Annotated in this window: 16 protein-coding genes; 1 reads left to right on the top strand and 15 read right to left on the bottom strand. The window is 42.5% G+C overall.

The window, feature by feature from the left end:
• The first annotated feature begins 126 nt into the window (after positions 1 to 126).
• Positions 127 to 372 carry a DUF2627 domain-containing protein gene (locus tag C509_RS0118920; protein ID WP_018708502.1) on the top strand — a complete coding sequence of 82 codons (246 nt, stop codon included), beginning with the start codon at positions 127 to 129 and terminating at the stop codon, positions 370 to 372.
• A 149-nt stretch (positions 373 to 521) separates the two neighbouring features.
• On the opposite strand, the gene C509_RS0118925 is transcribed toward C509_RS0118920, so the two are convergent.
• The 15 genes from C509_RS0118925 to C509_RS0119000 all read right to left on the bottom strand — a co-directional run.
• A complete protein-coding gene (locus tag C509_RS0118925) occupies positions 522 to 1,253 on the bottom strand; it encodes a glycerophosphodiester phosphodiesterase (protein WP_018708503.1) in 732 nt (243 codons plus the stop codon).
• A gap of 93 nt (positions 1,254 to 1,346) precedes the next feature.
• Entirely contained in the window at positions 1,347 to 2,129 is a 783-nt protein-coding gene (spo0A, locus tag C509_RS0118930; protein WP_018708504.1) for a sporulation transcription factor Spo0A, read from the bottom strand.
• 233 nt (positions 2,130 to 2,362) lie between these two features.
• Positions 2,363 to 3,652, bottom strand: coding sequence for a SpoIVB peptidase (gene spoIVB, locus C509_RS0118935; RefSeq protein WP_018708505.1), 1,290 nt, complete (start codon positions 3,650 to 3,652; stop codon positions 2,363 to 2,365).
• Between the two features lie 119 nt (positions 3,653 to 3,771).
• The gene (recN, locus tag C509_RS0118940) at positions 3,772 to 5,445 is read right to left on the bottom strand and encodes a DNA repair protein RecN (RefSeq protein WP_018708506.1); all 1,674 of its coding nucleotides are present in this window, start codon (positions 5,443 to 5,445) and stop codon (positions 3,772 to 3,774) included.
• Between the two features lie 15 nt (positions 5,446 to 5,460).
• Positions 5,461 to 5,910 (bottom strand): transcriptional regulator AhrC/ArgR, encoded by a 450-nt coding sequence (gene ahrC / locus C509_RS0118945; RefSeq protein WP_018708507.1) that lies wholly within the window; start codon positions 5,908 to 5,910, stop codon positions 5,461 to 5,463.
• Positions 5,911 to 6,277: 367 nt separating this feature from the next.
• Positions 6,278 to 7,120, bottom strand: coding sequence for a TlyA family RNA methyltransferase (locus tag C509_RS0118950; protein ID WP_018708508.1), 843 nt, complete (start codon positions 7,118 to 7,120; stop codon positions 6,278 to 6,280).
• 4 nt (positions 7,121 to 7,124) lie between these two features.
• Positions 7,125 to 9,008, bottom strand: a complete 1,884-nt coding sequence (dxs, locus tag C509_RS0118955; protein ID WP_373315260.1) for a 1-deoxy-D-xylulose-5-phosphate synthase — start codon at positions 9,006 to 9,008, stop codon at positions 7,125 to 7,127.
• 18 nt (positions 9,009 to 9,026) lie between these two features.
• Entirely contained in the window at positions 9,027 to 9,641 is a 615-nt protein-coding gene (locus C509_RS0118960; RefSeq protein ID WP_026319971.1) for a hypothetical protein, read from the bottom strand.
• Positions 9,642 to 10,323: 682 nt separating this feature from the next.
• A complete protein-coding gene (locus C509_RS0118965; RefSeq protein ID WP_018708511.1) occupies positions 10,324 to 11,208 on the bottom strand; it encodes a polyprenyl synthetase family protein in 885 nt (294 codons plus the stop codon).
• Positions 11,205 to 11,435, bottom strand: coding sequence for an exodeoxyribonuclease VII small subunit (locus C509_RS0118970; protein ID WP_018708512.1), 231 nt, complete (start codon positions 11,433 to 11,435; stop codon positions 11,205 to 11,207). Before C509_RS0118970 ends, C509_RS0118965 begins: the two co-directional genes overlap by 4 nt.
• Positions 11,413 to 12,783 (bottom strand): exodeoxyribonuclease VII large subunit, encoded by a 1,371-nt coding sequence (xseA, locus tag C509_RS0118975; protein WP_018708513.1) that lies wholly within the window; start codon positions 12,781 to 12,783, stop codon positions 11,413 to 11,415. Before xseA ends, C509_RS0118970 begins: the two co-directional genes overlap by 23 nt.
• A gap of 205 nt (positions 12,784 to 12,988) precedes the next feature.
• The gene (folD, locus tag C509_RS0118985; protein ID WP_018708515.1) at positions 12,989 to 13,855 is read right to left on the bottom strand and encodes a bifunctional methylenetetrahydrofolate dehydrogenase/methenyltetrahydrofolate cyclohydrolase FolD; all 867 of its coding nucleotides are present in this window, start codon (positions 13,853 to 13,855) and stop codon (positions 12,989 to 12,991) included.
• Between the two features lie 15 nt (positions 13,856 to 13,870).
• Entirely contained in the window at positions 13,871 to 14,254 is a 384-nt protein-coding gene (gene nusB, locus C509_RS0118990; RefSeq protein ID WP_018708516.1) for a transcription antitermination factor NusB, read from the bottom strand.
• A 129-nt stretch (positions 14,255 to 14,383) separates the two neighbouring features.
• Positions 14,384 to 14,800 carry an Asp23/Gls24 family envelope stress response protein gene (locus tag C509_RS0118995; RefSeq protein WP_018708517.1) on the bottom strand — a complete coding sequence of 139 codons (417 nt, stop codon included), beginning with the start codon at positions 14,798 to 14,800 and terminating at the stop codon, positions 14,384 to 14,386.
• A gap of 15 nt (positions 14,801 to 14,815) precedes the next feature.
• Positions 14,816 to 15,856, bottom strand: a 1,041-nt coding sequence (locus C509_RS0119000; RefSeq protein ID WP_018708518.1) for an ATP-binding protein, incomplete at its 5' end; no start/stop codon positions are given.

Genomic DNA, 15,856 nt, shown 5'->3' on the forward strand with positions numbered 1-15,856 from the left:
ATTAGAAAAATGTCCAGCCCCTAAGTTTATTATTTCACAATTGATTGTAGCGAAAAGCGGGATGCTTGACAAATGATTCCGTTGAGATATGATTTTTTTTGAGATAACGTTGATAAGGAGATTTTCATGACTCGAATTATAGCACTCATCCTGTTGGTTCTGCCCGGCCTATTGGCAGGCTATGGCATAAAATTAATGAGAGATATGTTGTTTGGTGTTTTACAGCGTCCTTTTCCATATCTATGGACCCAATTTTTTGGCGGCTTGATTTTTTTTCTTATAGGCTTAGGGTTTATTGGTGGATTTATTCTACATCGTGACCGAAAAAGAAATAAAGTTCAGGACCGTTTTAAGAAAAAGGTGAACCGATAAACCAAATTTCACAGCGATTCCAGGATCGTTCCGCCCAAACTGCTGATTTCTTCTCAATACTGTTGATTCTCTGTACATCGGCAGTTAGGCATCCCCGCTCGCTTGAAGCGGCAAACTAAAAGATCTGCTAAAAAGATTGCAGATCTTTTTTATTGATATTGCTCCCTCAATCGGTAGGCTTTCCCTGGATAATCGGTAATAATGGCCGAACAATCGATTGCAAAGAGCCTCTTCATGTCTTTCTCTTTGTTTACTGTATATGGTCTGACAGCAATACCGCATGCCATAGTGTCTATGATTTCCCGATCGGAAATTGATTTAAGCTTAGGGTGAATACCGCTTGCCCCAAGAGACGCTGCATATTCCCAAGGCTTGTATAAAACTTCATTGTATAATGGAGCTGTTATGATTGCAGGTGCGATTTCCTTGCAGTGAACAAGTGATTTGTGGTTGAACGAAGAAATAAGCACCCTTCTTTCAAGGCAATACTCATGTACCAATTCAACGACCTTTTCTTCCATACCTCTATATGGGTTTACCGCATTTTTCAATTCAATATTACATAACAGATCATTGGCTTCCAACCATTCAAATACTTCTCGCAAAGAAGGAATCCGGCAACTTTTTTTAAAAAAATGGAGCGAATGGTAGTTAGCTTTTAGTTTGGATAACTCGCTGTATGTGAGTTCGTTAACATAGCCGCTCCCATTCGTGGTCCTGTCGACAGTGAGGTCATGAATAACAGCAATCTCCCCATCTGCCGTTAATTGTACATCAAGCTCAATACCATCAGCCCCATCAATTTCTGCCGCAACAAAGGCTTCCATTGTATTTTCCGGGTGAGTACCGGCAGATCCCCGATGTGCAAAAATAAATGTCATCTGCTCACCGCCTAAAGTAGGATAATTACATCATACCCTTTTTAGGCATCATATGCAGGAAAGATGATTGGCGAGAATTAAAATCGATCTTTTTTAAGAAGCTTTATGCTCCAGCCGCAATTTATCTGCAACCATGGCGATGAACTCACTATTTGTCGGTTTAGCTTTTGACATGCTCACAGTATAGCCGAATAAAGAAGAGATGGCATCTATATTCCCTCGGCTCCAGGCAACCTCGATGGCATGTCGTATAGCTCTTTCAACACGACTTGCTGTTGTATTGAATTTCTTTGCGATATCCGGGTAAAGGACTTTTGTGATGGCTCCTAAAAGTTCAATATCGTGATAAACCATGGAAATGGCTTCACGCAAATATAAATACCCCTTTATGTGCGCAGGAACTCCAATTTCGTGGATGACTGATGTGATGCTTGCTTCTAGATTTTGAGGCTTCTTCTCCTCCTGGACTTTGGAAGCCGTTGTTGATTTAAAGGAAGGGACACCCTTTTCACTGACACCACGAATATGGTTTGCCAAATATTCCATATCAAATGGCTTAAGTATAAAATAAGACGCGCCGAGTTCTACTGCTTTTGTCGTTACATCCTCTTGGCCAAAGGCCGTCAGCATAATCACATTTGGAAATCGAATGTCGGAGTTCCGTAATCTTTCAAGTACTCCCAAACCGTCCAAGTGAGGCATGATAATGTCCAATACCAAAACATCCGGCTCCACCTTTTCCAGTAAATTCAAACATTCCTGTCCATTGTGAGCGGTTCCAATCACTTCAATATCAGGCTGGGTTGACATATAATCCTCTAATAAAGAAACTAGTTCACGGTTATCATCAGCAAGTACGACTTTTATTTTATTCAAATCTCTTCCTCCCCATCATAAAAAAGAATAAATATTGCTTTTACTATATTCTAACAAACAAATACGCCAACGAAAGTTAAATTCCTTTAAATTCTTTTAAAATAAGGAAAAAATACATTTAATGCTTAAATTTGCTATTATTTTCAACTGCATTCGCCATCTTTCGATAAAAAACACTATAATTGTCGAATTTTCTTTAGATACTCATAAAAAAAGAGGGCAAGAGGCCCTCTTCAACCAACTTTATCTAAGTTGTTCTCGCGCTCATAAATATCGATTCCCGCTTCATGCAGCATCCATTCGATATGAACACCATAGCCGGAGGTCGGATCATTCACGAAAACGTGGGTGACTGCACCGATCAATTTTCCGTTTTGTATAATCGGGCTTCCGCTCATCCCTTGAACAATCCCACCGGTTTTATTCAATAGCCGTTTATCTGTCACTTTAATGACCATCCCTTTTGTGGCAGGAAATTTTTGAGGAATGGTGCTGACAATCTCAATGTCATAAGGCTCAACTTGATTTCCTTCTACGACCGTCAATATTTTTGCCGGTCCTTCTTTTACTTGATGGGATAACCCTATTGGCATTGCCTTATCCATTGCTCCATTTTTAATTTCTTTGTTAAGTTTTCCAAATATCCCGAACGGACTATTTAAGGTGATGTTGCCTATTACCTCACGGTTACCCGAAAAACGAGCCAACTTTTCCCCGGGATTGCCATTTTTCCCTTTTTCAATGGATGTTACAGTGGACTTTACAATTTGTCCGTTATCAACAACTATTGGCTTTTTTGTGTCGATATCTGAAATAACATGACCCAATGCCCCGTACTTTTTTGATTTCGGTTCATAAAATGTCATTGTTCCGATACCAGCAGCCGAGTCCCTTATATATAACCCCAATTTATATTCTTGTTCCTTTTCATCCTTCAGCGGCAGCAGTTTGGTTTGAAATTGCTCTTTTTCACGTTGGACGGTCAAATCAAGCGCTTTTCCCCTCTTTCCGGCATCTTCCACAACCGGTGCCACTTGCTCCATATTTTCGATCTTTTTACCGTTGATTTTTGTAATAATGTCCCCTACCTGAATCCCTGCCTCTTCTCCAGGTGATGCCTTGGCCTCTTTTGTTGAAACCAGATGATGGCCGACCACAAGCACTCCCAGAGTATTCAGCCTAACACCGATTGATTGGCCACCAGGGAAAACCTTGAAGTTTTTTAGGACATTCACATCAACTTTTTTTACAGGGAGGCCGGCAATTTGCAGGAAAAGCTCGTCCTTTCCAGGAGACTCAGCGTTTAATGAAACGGAATTTGCCTGTTCCGAGTACGTAAAGTTTTCAGGGGAATCCGCCATCGCAGTGACGGTTTCGCCTTTTGGAATCACATGCTCCTGCCCCTCCAGCAAAGTAATATTTGACGGGATTTTAATATACTGCTGAAAAGGATTGGAAAAGCCTAGAAGAAGAAGTGAAACAAGGAGAATTCCACCTGTCATTTGTCTCAGTCGATCTTTCATAAGTCCATTTTCACTCTCCTCGCCTTCTAGTCCACAATTATAATTTGACCTCACGGGCGAGCATTTATAACCGAGAGCGGGAAAAAAAGATGCCCAATGAAGGATAGGATTACAAACTTTTAATTGTTTTTCAATGTATAGGCAGACTCAACCAGTTCCTTGGCATGTTTTTTCGTAATTGCAGTGATTTCAGTTCCGGAGATCATTCGACCAATCTCATTTATTTTCTCAGCTTTATTTAGGTTTTTAATCGCTGTCCGCGTTCTTCCATCTGTGATTTTTTTCGATATAAGCAAATGGTTATCAGCCATCGCCGCTACCTGAGGCAAATGCGAAATACAAAGCACTTGTGAGTATTTGGAAATATGGTGGATCTTTTCAGCCATGGCTTGGGCCACCCTGCCGCTTACACCTGTATCTACTTCATCAAAAATTACGGATGTGACCCTTTTTGAAAAAATGGTTTTAAGCGCAAGCATGATTCTGGATAATTCTCCTCCGGATGCTACCTTTGATAGAGGCTTCAGAGGCTCCCCCGGATTAGTTGAAAGATAAAATTGGACGTCATCCAATCCGTTTATATTTTCTTCTTGCTTTTGAAATACTACTTCAAAAACGGTCTTATCCATGTAGAGTACCTTTAATTCCTTATGAATGGCGCTCTTTAGTTTTTCTGCCCATTTTTTTCGCAGCCGGCTTAATTGTTCACCGATCTCCAGGACTTCTACCCTTAGGGAAGACCTTTCCTCTTGAAGTTGTTCAATCCTGCTGTCACGGTGGATAATAGATTCCAATTCATCTTTTATCTTATCCAAATAATCAAGAATATCTCCTACTGTAAAGCCATATTTCCTTTTAAGTTGATTGATCTCATTCAACCGCATTTCAATTTCGTTTAATCTGTGTGGATCAAACTCCAATAAATCAAGTTCGTTCCTGATTGCCCTTGCTGTATCCTCAAGCAGATAAAAACTATTTGAGACTGCTTCGAACATTTCCTGGTACCTGTTGTCTATTTCGGCAGCAGCCTCCAAGACACCCATGGCCTGTCCGACAAAATCCAGTCCTTTTTGGTCATCTTGAAGATTTTCATACCCTGCTTTAAGCGATTCAAACAGTTTTTCATAATTGACCAGGCGCCTCTTTTCCTCTTCAAGCATCTCATCTTCGTTTAGTTTTAACCCTGCTTTCTCAATCTCCTGCACCTGAAACTGCAAGAGATCAAGCCTGTGTGCCATCTGCTGCTCATTTTTGCTCAATTCGTTTATTTTCTTTTCAATTTCAACCAATGTACTGTATTTCTTTCGATAGTCGACAAGTTTCTTCACTATTTCATCCTTGCCAAATTCATCAAGTAAAAATAGATGCATGGATTCGTTCATCAATTCCTGGTGTTCATGCTGGCCGTGGATATCGATCAAAGTGCCTCCCAAATCCCTCAAGACTGTAAGTGTCACAAGCTTTCCGTTGATCCGGCAGACACTCTTTCCACTGTTTGAGATCTCACGACGCAGGACAAGCATCCCCTCTTCGATTTCAATGCCCAATTCGTCAGCTTTTGAACAGCAAGGATGATTGTCATGAATGAAAAAAAGGCCTTCAATTTCGGCTTTTGGCGCGCCATGGCGGACATACTCCGAGGAACTCCGCCCCCCGACCAATAAATGCACCGCATCAATGATAATTGATTTTCCAGCGCCTGTTTCCCCTGTCAATACTGTAAGGCCTTCGGGAAAGGAAATGGAAATCTGGTCAATGATTGCAAAATTTCTGATCGTCAACTCCTGTAACAAAGGCTTCCCCCCTCATTAGAGCATGTTTATAAAGCGCTCATTGATATCTTCAGCATTTTCTCGTGTTCTGCAAATGATAAGACATGTATCATCACCGCATATACATCCCATGATTTCGTCCCAATCAAGATTATCAATCAATGCCCCGATCGCCTGAGCATTACCAGGAAGCGTTTTCAATACCAATAGGTTCTCCGTATTATCGATGCTGACAAAGGAGTCGGTCAGCGACCGTTTCAACTTTTGCAGCGGGTTGAAACGCTGGTCAGCCGGGAGACTGTATTTGTACCTGCCATCCGGTAATGGCACTTTTACAAGGTGCAATTCTTTTATATCACGTGATACTGTCGCCTGTGTTACATTGAATCCCTGATTTTTAAGATAATCAACCAGTTCATCCTGCGTTTCTATTTCTTTATTTCCAATCACTTCACGGATTTTTAAATGCCGTCGTCCTTTACTCAATTTATCCACCTCATTGAATTTACAACATATTGTATTTTTATACGTTCACTATCAAGTATTATAATTAACCAAAAACAAAGGCGCAAGCGCCTGGTTTTGGACAGCAGATTGAAAAGATACTCCTAAGGAGGTGCAAGAGTCCATTCTTTTCGTAATGAAGCTAAACTGGCGCTGTAAGAGGCACAGTGTGCCTTCTACAGCGCCTGATTTCATCCCTAGACTAGAAGGCACTCGGCAAGTCCAAGATCAGGGAGCGACGTCCTGTCGCTTTTGCCTGTATAAGACTTCCTGACTATCAAACAGGACACAGCCTATTCAAATATAGAGTATTCAACAAAACACAAGAAAAAAGGGCAATCTTCTAAGATTATCCCTTTTCTGCATTTATTTTATTCAAATTCTCATGGGCTTCTTTCACCACATCAGCGGCATTTATCCGGCTCCTGTCAGTTCCGATGGCAAGATCGCCTGCCCATCTCAGATGGATTAAAAATTCAATATTTCCTTCACCGCCTGTAATTGGGGAGTAGGAAAGGTTGATGATATCGTATCCCTCAGCCATCGCCATGTCCTTAATCTTTTGGATGACTTCTAAATGGATCTTAGGATCACGGACAATTCCTTTTTTACCTACCTGCTCTTTTCCAGCTTCAAATTGCGGTTTAATAAGAGCGACAATATCGCTGAGCGGAACGAGTAGATTTTTTAAAACAGGCAGTATTAACCTCAGAGAGATAAATGAGACATCAATGGATGCAAAATTCGGTTTTTCCCCTGGAAAATCTTGAGGTGTAACATACCGGAAGTTTGTCCTTTCCATTACGACCACCCGGTCATCCTGACGTAGTTTCCATGCAAGCTGATTGTATCCTACATCAAGTGCGTAGGACATTTTTGCGCCGTGCTGGAGCGCACAGTCCGTGAACCCCCCAGTTGATGCACCTATATCAAGCAGAATTTTGTCTTTGACCGACAATTCAAATGCGTTTAATGCTTTTTCCAGCTTCAAACCGCCCCTGCTTACATACGGTATCATGCTGCCTTTTACTTTTAGCGGAATATCATCATTCACTTTCTCTCCCGGCTTGTCCAACCGCGTCTCATTTGAAAAAACAAGCCCTGCCATGACAGCTCTCTTTGCTTTCTCTCTTGTATCAATCAATCCTCTTTCAACCAATAAAACGTCAAGTCTTTTTTTCTTGGCTTTCATCTTTTCAGGCCCTTTTTTGCTTTTTTGGCATAAGCGATTTTATTTTTACCACGATATTTTCCGGAGTCAATCCTATTTCATCCAAAAGTTCCTTAACACTTCCGTGTTCGATAAAACGATCAGGAATGCCAAGACGGTCAACAAACGAATGATGGTATCCATGATCATGTGCAAACTCCAGTACTGCACTCCCAAACCCTCCTTGAAGGACAGCTTCTTCAATTGTAAGGACAGGGATATGTGCCTGAAAAATATCGTGGAGCATCGATTCATCCATTGGCTTGATGAATCGGGCATTGACAACCTGAACTGATATACCCTGCTTTTCCAAACGGTTCGCTGCTTCCAGCGCCATAGGTATGGTCGTGCCAAATGTCAAAATGACGGCATCTTTCCCCTTCCTCAACACTTCCCATGAACCGATTGGAATTTGCTTCAACTCTTCATCCATTGAAACCCCGTAACCATTGCCGCGCGGAAAGCGGAGTGTAATCGGACCGTCATCATATTTCAAGGCCGTGTAAACCATATGCTGGCCCTCATTTTCGTCTTTTGGCATCATCAAGACCATGTTTGGCAGGTTCCTTAAAAAAGCGACATCGAATACGCCCTGATGAGTTTCGCCATCAGCCCCGACAAGACCGGCACGATCGACTCCTATAAAGACATTCAGGTTCTGTCTACTTATATCATGCAGCACCTGATCATAGGCTCTCTGCAAAAAAGTGGAATATATAGCCAAAAAAGGCTTCATTTTTTGCGTAGCCAAACCTGCTGCCATTGTTGCCGCATGTTGCTCCGCGATCCCCACATCGAACATCCGGTCTGGAAACTCGGAAGCGAACCCTTCCAGTTTCGAACCGACCGGCATGGCCGGAGTAATGGCTACAATACGCTCATCATCCCTCGCAAGCCTTCTGACAGTTTCACTTACTAAAGCGCTCCAGGAAGGCGGAGTATTGACAGGCTTAATAAAGTCCCCCGTTTCAATCTTGTACTGGCCAGTTCCATGCCAAGTCCCGATTTTGTCATGCTCAGCGGGGCTGTAACCTTTTCCTTTTTTCGTTAAGACATGTAAAAGGACAGGGCCTTTTGTTTTCTTGGCATATGCAAGGTTTTCAAATAATGCATCATAATCGTGACCATCGACAGGACCAAGGTAGGTAAAGCCCAATTCTTCAAAAAAGATCCCGGAAACAAGCATGTATTTTAAGCTGTCTTTCACTTTTTCAGCGGTGGCAGCCAGCTTTCCTCCAACTGCAGGAATTTTTTTCAATAAATAATCAAGCTCTTCCTTTGCCCATTTATATTTTCCGGCTGTCCGGAGCCGTCCCAGAACATTATGAAGTGCACCTACATTCGGTGCAATCGACATTTCATTGTCATTCAGCACGACAATGATGTCTTTTTGTTCATGTCCGATATGATTCAGGGCTTCCAAAGCCATTCCGCCCGTAAGAGCCCCATCTCCGATGACAGGGATCACATAATTGTCTTCTTTTTTCACATCTCTTGCTATGGCCATTCCCATTGCAGCAGATAAAGATGTAGAGCTGTGTCCTGTTTCCCATACATCATGTACGCTTTCGGATATCTTTGGAAATCCGCATAACCCTTGGTACTGGCGTAAAGTATCAAATTGGCCAGCCCTTCCTGTCAAAATTTTATGCACATAGGATTGGTGGCCCACATCCCAAAGGATCTTATCTTTTGGGCTGTCAAAGCATTTATGAAGAGCAATGGTCAATTCGACCACACCCAAATTCGGACCGATATGTCCGCCGGTTTTAGACAATGTTTCGATGAGGAATCGACGAATGTCAGAGCTCAATTCCTCCAATTGTTCTTTATTCAGACCTTTAAGAAAAGAAGGATCTTTAATTGACATGAGATCCAAAAGGATCACTCACTTTCGTTTCTTGTTTTTTTTCTTCGGCTTTTTCTTCTTATTGTCTTTAATGATTGTGAGATGCATTCTTTCTTCAAGAAATTGCATCACCTTTCCCACACGAAAAATGATATCGCGGGAATGGGAAATGGCAAGAGATTTGCCAAGAGCTTTTCCACCAACTGTCAGTGCTGCAATTAAGCTTGTCAGCCCCACATTGATTGCATATTCTGCAGGTGAGGCGTTAGAAAGACCTGCGCTTTTGACTATTTGAATGACAACGAGGGCAGAAGCGGTCCCGCTTATGATGCCGGATATGTCCCCTATGACATCATTGCAGAAGCTCGCCACACGATCGGCATTCCTCACTATCCGGATGGAATGTTTAGCACCGTATATTTTTTTTGAAGCCATTGAATGGAATGGTGTCTCATTTGCAGCAGCTGCAGCAATCCCAATCATATCAAAAAAGATCCCGATTAATACAATAAACAGAACAACAAGAAGGCCATATGTCCATGATACTCCGATCAGGACACCGTTAGATGCAATTGAAAAAATAGCCGCTAACACAAATGTGATAACGGCAATGCTAATACTCCATTTTATGGAATTTTTTATCAATTCATTCATAATTAACTTTACAATCACCGTTCTTCTTATTAAACTCGGATGGTCATAAGAAGAGTTAAAATTACGGCTTAGGTCCAGTAGGTTTTCCCAGACAGGTACCGCATGTCGCCATGACGGCGGTTTCCCTTTAAACCCATCTTGGCATTGTCACCAAATGCCAGACTGGATTGCCACTTAGTCCGCACTATAATCCTCTTCAAATGTCTCATGGAACAGTCTAGGAGATTTCCCCAACAGCCTTTAACCTGGTTCCTAGCCTCTTTTGCAAAACTGATTTCATATGGACTGAAGAAAACAGCACGATGGCCAACCGAACTGCTCTCTTATAACCATAATCCCCTCTAGCTTCACTCAAGGCAGGCTACGCTGCTAGTGATGCCCTTCATCACATCGCAGGTCTATACTTCGCTTTCGTGCAATGCATTTAAGCCAGCCGAAAATGGCGAAGCCTCCGCGGTAAAAGGGTCTACGCCCACATGCCTTTGCGGATCGCCCTTATACCTTTACTCCCAGCTCCGACCCAAAGCTGGGCTCTTCAAGCCGGAACAAGGAACTTCATCGATGTGCCCTTTAGTGAATTTTTAGGCTCACCTTCAGAACCGGTAGGCCGACTAGAATACTGCACCACCCGATAATCTGCAGAAATTATACCATAATCGGTGTTCCAATACAAACATTAGTATTAATGGGTACGGTAAGCAATTAGATCAGTGATTTGACTTAAAACTTCCGTATTCAAATGAGTATGGTCAAGAGCTTTCTTAGCCTCTTCTATATGGCGGGAAAGATGTTCCTTGGCACCTTTAAGTGTAAGGACCGACGGATAAGTGCTTTTGTGCCTCCCCGTGTCGCTTCCTACTGGCTTTCCAATCAGTTCCTCATCCCCTGTCACATCCAAAATGTCATCACTGATTTGAAAGCTGAGTCCCAAATGGTGCGAAAATTGTTCTAAGTATTCCCTCTGCTTACTGTCTGCACCGCCTATGATAGCTCCTGCCAGTACGCTGAATGTTAAAAGTTTGCCGGTTTTATGCGTATGGATATATTCCAATTCATCTATACCAAGTTTTTTATTTTCGCCCTCCATATCTGCAACCTGTCCCCCGACCATTCCTTCCGGCCCTGCACACTTAGACAGTAGCTGGAGCAGTTCCACTTTTTGGGCAGCTTGCAAATGTTGGTCCTCAGCGATTAACTGGAAGCTATAAGTCAGGAGCCCATCTCCCGCCAAAATAGCCATTGCTTCACCAAACACTCTATGGTTAGTCGGTTTTCCCCTTCTAAGGTCATCATTATCCATGCTAGGCAAATCATCGTGAATTAATGAATAAGTATGAATCATTTCCAAGGCCGCAGCCGTTGACAGTCCGGAATCCGGATTTTTTCCAAATGAGTCAATCACTGCAAAAAGAAGCAGCGGCCTGATTCTTTTTCCTCCTGCTTCAAGGGAATATGCCATTGCTTCCTTCAACACGGACGGAGTATCAAGCTTAGAGATGCGATTCTTCAATTCTTTATCTAAAATTCCCTTGTGTTTTTCCATGAAGCCATTTAAAGTATCTGTCAAGCTTGATCCTCCTCACTGACATGGAACTCCTCTTCACCATTCTCAGTTAAAACTTTGGTTAATTTTTCTTCGGCATATTTTAACTTATCGTGGCATGTTTTGGAGAGTTCCATTCCCTTCTGATATATTTCAAGCGCTTCTTCCAATGGAATATCCCCTTCTTCCAGCCTCTTTATAATCACTTCAAGCTCCTCAAGGGCTTTTTCAAAAGTCAGTTTCCCGCTCATTCTCCGCACCTTCTTCTTTGTTCTCGATAATACAAGATAATTTTCCATCCACAAGTGTCAGCGTCAGTGTATCTCCAATTTCTCCCTGCCGGACACTTTTGACAAGTTTTCCATCTTCCGTATGCGCTACGTTGAATCCCCTTCGAAGTATACTCAATGGATTAAGCGCATCAAGAGTAGCCGTTTTTCCTATGAACTCTGTGATTTTCGTTTTTAAAACCGATCGTATTTCCTGCTGCAGCCTCTTTTCAGCTCTTGCAGCCCTTTCGCTATTTACTTCCAACAATGATGATGGATGACTTCTTGCTAGTCTGTTCCGCAACTCTTCAAATCGGTTGTTTTTCTGAAAAATAATATGGTTTTGGTTCGCGTTAAGAGTTTCTTTCATTCTGTCAAGGAGCTGCCATTTTTGCTCATATAATTTGTGTGGGTTTCTTAAGATGTAAGACTGCTCCATGTAACTCAATTGGTTTCGCCTTGTTTTTATGATTGCCCCCATGGCTTGATAAAGCCTGGTTTTTCGCTGCAATAGCTGATCCATGAGATCCTCGATGTGAGGGACTGCCAATTCAGCTGCCGCTGTAGGAGTGGCAGCCCTGAGATCGGCAACAAAGTCCGCAATTGTTACATCCGTCTCATGGCCGACAGCCGAGATGACAGGAATGTTGGATTGATAAATGGCCCTTGCCACAACCTCTTCATTAAAGGCCCATAGCTCTTCCATTGACCCCCCGCCACGCCCAACTATCAAAACATCGGCAATATTCCCTGCATTTGCTTTTTGGATTGCGTCGGCTATCGTCTTTGCTGCATTTTTCCCCTGGACAAGTGCTGGAATGACCAGTATTTTACCCAGAGGATATCGGCGTTTGATAGTAATGATGATATCCCGAATGGCTGCACCTGTCGGGGATGTGACAATACCGATCACCTTCGGAAAAGCCGGAATGGGCTTTTTGGCTTCCTGCGCAAACAGGCCTTCTTTTCCAAGTTTTTCTTTCAGCTGCTCAAATGCAAGAAAAAGCTCTCCTATTCCATCCGGAAGCATCTCATTTACATAGATTTGATATTGACCGCTCATTTCATAGACACTCACACTTCCTCTGAGAAGAACGTGCATGCCGTTTTCCGGGGCAAACTTCATTCCGGATGAATATCTGGCGAACATGACGGCCATAATCCTAGTATCTTCATCTTTTAATGTAAAGTACATATGCCCGCTTGAGTGCTTTTTAAAGTTAGAGATTTCTCCTTTAACATAAACTTGCTCCAAGTGGGGATCTGAATCAAATTTCCTTTTTATGTATTTCGTCAAGGCCTTTACAGTCAAGTATTGTGGATTTTGCATATCCTAACGGCCGCCCTCCACTGTTTATTGTCTGGCGCAGACGCCCATCTGCTTGAGAATTCCTCCAGCATAGAAAGTACTGCCTCTATAGGATGTACTCCTTTCAGAGCAGAGCGTTTCCGCCTTTCGTATTTCAACAAAAAAGCTGCCCCTTTGTAATAGTTGACAGCCTTCTTTTCAAGTTTACAATATATTTTACTATTTTTTATTTGTCATTGCGATTATTTAAACGATTTTGTGCCGATTTCACTGTATTGTAAAGAAGCATTGTGATTGTCATAGGACCGACCCCGCCAGGAACAGGTGTTACATAAGAGGCCTTGTCTTTTACGTCTTCAAAGTCTACATCACCGCATAATTTGCCATTTTCATCTTTATTCATGCCGACATCTATGACCACTGCCCCTTGTTTAATATGTTCCGCTTTGACCATTTTCGCTCTTCCAACGGCTGCAACCAGGATATCCGCCTGTTTTGTAAAAGATTTCAAATCCCTTGTTTTTGAATGACAGTAAGTGACTGTGGCATTTTCGTTCAATAACAATTGTCCCATCGGTTTTCCCACTATATTACTTCTTCCTATGATTACAGCATGCTTGCCTTCTGAAGTGATTCCGATATATTTTAACATCTCCATTACACCAAACGGGGTGCATGGCAAAAATGTATCCTGGCCGGTCATCATTTTTCCTATGTTTATTGGATGAAAGCCGTCTACATCTTTTTCCGGAGAAATGGTTTCAATAACTTTTGTTTCCGATATATGCGGAGGAATTGGAAGCTGAACCAGAATCCCATGAATGCTGTCATCGGCATTCAATTCCCTAATTTTATTAAGAAGTTCGTTTTCACTGACATCAGCGGGATATTCAATCAATACTGATTCCATTCCGATGGCCCTGCAGCTTTTTTGTTTGGAAGTCACATAGGTTCTTGAGGCAGGATTATCTCCTACCAAAATGACCGCAAGTCCAGGTTTCATTCCTTTTGCTGTCAATTCAGCTACTTCTTTTTCAAGTCCTTTTCTGATTTCCTGCGAAATCTTTTTCCCATCGATCAACTCTGCTGTCATGTTCATCCTCCTTTTCTACTCTTCACCTTTAATTTTTGATAGTATCCCATTTACAAATTGGCCCGATTTTTCATCCCCGAATGTTTTTGCCACTTCAATCGCTTCATTGATTGCAACATTAGGAGGAACTTCAGTGAATTTCAATTCATATGTACCGATCCGGAGTACATTCAAGTCAACCTTGCCAAGACGGTCAATAGACCATTTTTGCAAATGACGGCTGATTTCTTCGTCAATCTCTTTTAAGTTGGTGGCAGCACCGATAGTCAAACCGTGCAAGAAATCATCGGATTGTCCTTCTTTCAGCACATTTCTCAGGGCATCTTCCGGAGGAATGCCGCTCATATCTATTTGAAATAAAGCCTGCAAAGCTTTTTCGCGCGCTTCTCTTCTTTTCATTTTCAAAAAAACTCCTTTAGTATAGGCATATCAGCCCTTTAGGTTTTTCTTAGTTTACCACACAAGAAGAAAAACAAGCATTCGGTCCACCATTTAAAAATGCCAAAGGGATCTCACCTTTGGCCTGGTCTATTCCGTCTCAAATTCTTCTTCAGATTCCTGTTTGCTTTGGTCAAACGTGACACCGACAATATGAATGTTGACCTCTTCAACTTCAAGTGCCGTCATATTGAATAAAGCCTGTCGAATATTGTCCTGAACCTTCTGGGCAACCGTCGGGATGGAGACACCGAAGTTCATAAGACAATAAACATCCACAATGATTCCTTCTTCTGAAAGTTCCACACGGATTCCTTTTCCGTGGTTTTTCTTTCCAAGCCTTTCAACAACTCCTGAAGCAAAGTTCCCCCTCATTTGAGCAACGCCTTCCACTTCCGAAGCGGCTATGCCCGCAATCACTTCAATTACTTCAGGGGCAATTTCAATCTTACCGTGATCATGACCGTCTTCCTGTGTCATTTCAAGCATGGTCAATTTTTCTTCCATTAAAAGCACCTCCGTTTATTTTTTATTCATGACAGGATGCAGTTCTAGGAACTTCGTGTTGAAATCTCCGCCTACAAACGTTTCATTTTCCAGCAACTGCAAGTGAAAAGGGATCGTCGTGTGCACCCCTTCAATGATAAATTCCTCGAGTGCACGTTTCATTCTGGCTATGGCTTCTTCCCTTGTAGAACCGTAAGTAATCAATTTCGCAATCATGGAGTCGTAGTAAGGAGGGATCGTATAACCAGGGTATACGCCCGAATCCACACGTACCCCCATACCTCCTGGCGGCAGGTACATTTCAATTTTTCCTGCAGATGGCATGAAGCCTTTCTCCGGATTTTCGGCGTTGATCCGGCATTCTATGGACCAGCCATTGAATTCCACTTCTTCCTGCTTGACGGAGAGCTCTTTCCCTGAAGCTACATATATTTGCTCTTTAATCAGATCAATTCCTGTCACCATTTCTGTCACAGGATGTTCAACCTGGATGCGTGTGTTCATTTCCATGAAATAAAACTCCTGATTTCTATGGTCGAAAATGAACTCAACCGTTCCCGCACCAGTATAATCAACAGCCTCCGCCGCTCTTACAGCCGCCTGTCCCATTTTTGCACGCATAGTCTCATTGATTGCAGGTGACGGGGTTTCTTCCAACAGCTTTTGCAGCCTCCGCTGAATGGAACAGTCTCTCTCTCCCAAATGGATGGTGTTTCCGTGGGTATCTGCCAAAACCTGAATTTCGACATGACGGAAATCATCGATATATTTTTCAATATATACCCCGGGATTTCCGAATGCGACTGCTGCCTCCTGCTGGGTAATTTCAATTCCTTTGACCAATTCTTCTTCTGTTTTGGCCACCCGGATGCCTCGGCCGCCACCGCCCGCAGTAGCTTTGATGATAACTGGATAGCCTATTTCTGCAGCTATATTCTTTGCTTCCTCTATCGTCTCGACGATTCCGTCTGAGCCAGGTACAATCGGTACCCCGGCAGCTTTCATCGTTGAACGAGCTACATCTTTTGTTCCCATTTTGGTTATGGCTTCCGGGCT

The organism is Siminovitchia fordii DSM 16014 = CIP 108821 (assembly GCF_000374565.1).
Classification (GTDB): Bacteria; Bacillota; Bacilli; order Bacillales; family Bacillaceae_C; genus Siminovitchia; species Siminovitchia fordii.

Coding starts and splice junctions, on each gene's coding strand:
- C509_RS0118920 (WP_018708502.1), top strand. CDS start 127: ATGACTCGAATTATAGCACTCATCCTGTTGGTTCTGCCCGGCCTATTG.
- C509_RS0118925 (WP_018708503.1), bottom strand. CDS start 1,253: ATGACATTTATTTTTGCACATCGGGGATCTGCCGGTACTCACCCGGAA.
- spoIVB (WP_018708505.1), bottom strand. CDS start 3,652: ATGAAAGATCGACTGAGACAAATGACAGGTGGAATTCTCCTTGTTTCA.
- C509_RS0118950 (WP_018708508.1), bottom strand. CDS start 7,120: ATGAAAGCCAAGAAAAAAAGACTTGACGTTTTATTGGTTGAAAGAGGA.
- dxs (WP_373315260.1), bottom strand. CDS start 9,008: ATGTCAATTAAAGATCCTTCTTTTCTTAAAGGTCTGAATAAAGAACAA.
- C509_RS0118960 (WP_026319971.1), bottom strand. CDS start 9,641: ATGAATGAATTGATAAAAAATTCCATAAAATGGAGTATTAGCATTGCC.
- C509_RS0118970 (WP_018708512.1), bottom strand. CDS start 11,435: ATGAGCGGGAAACTGACTTTTGAAAAAGCCCTTGAGGAGCTTGAAGTG.
- xseA (WP_018708513.1), bottom strand. CDS start 12,783: ATGCAAAATCCACAATACTTGACTGTAAAGGCCTTGACGAAATACATA.
- folD (WP_018708515.1), bottom strand. CDS start 13,855: ATGACAGCAGAGTTGATCGATGGGAAAAAGATTTCGCAGGAAATCAGA.
- nusB (WP_018708516.1), bottom strand. CDS start 14,254: ATGAAAAGAAGAGAAGCGCGCGAAAAAGCTTTGCAGGCTTTATTTCAA.
- C509_RS0118995 (WP_018708517.1), bottom strand. CDS start 14,800: ATGGAAGAAAAATTGACCATGCTTGAAATGACACAGGAAGACGGTCAT.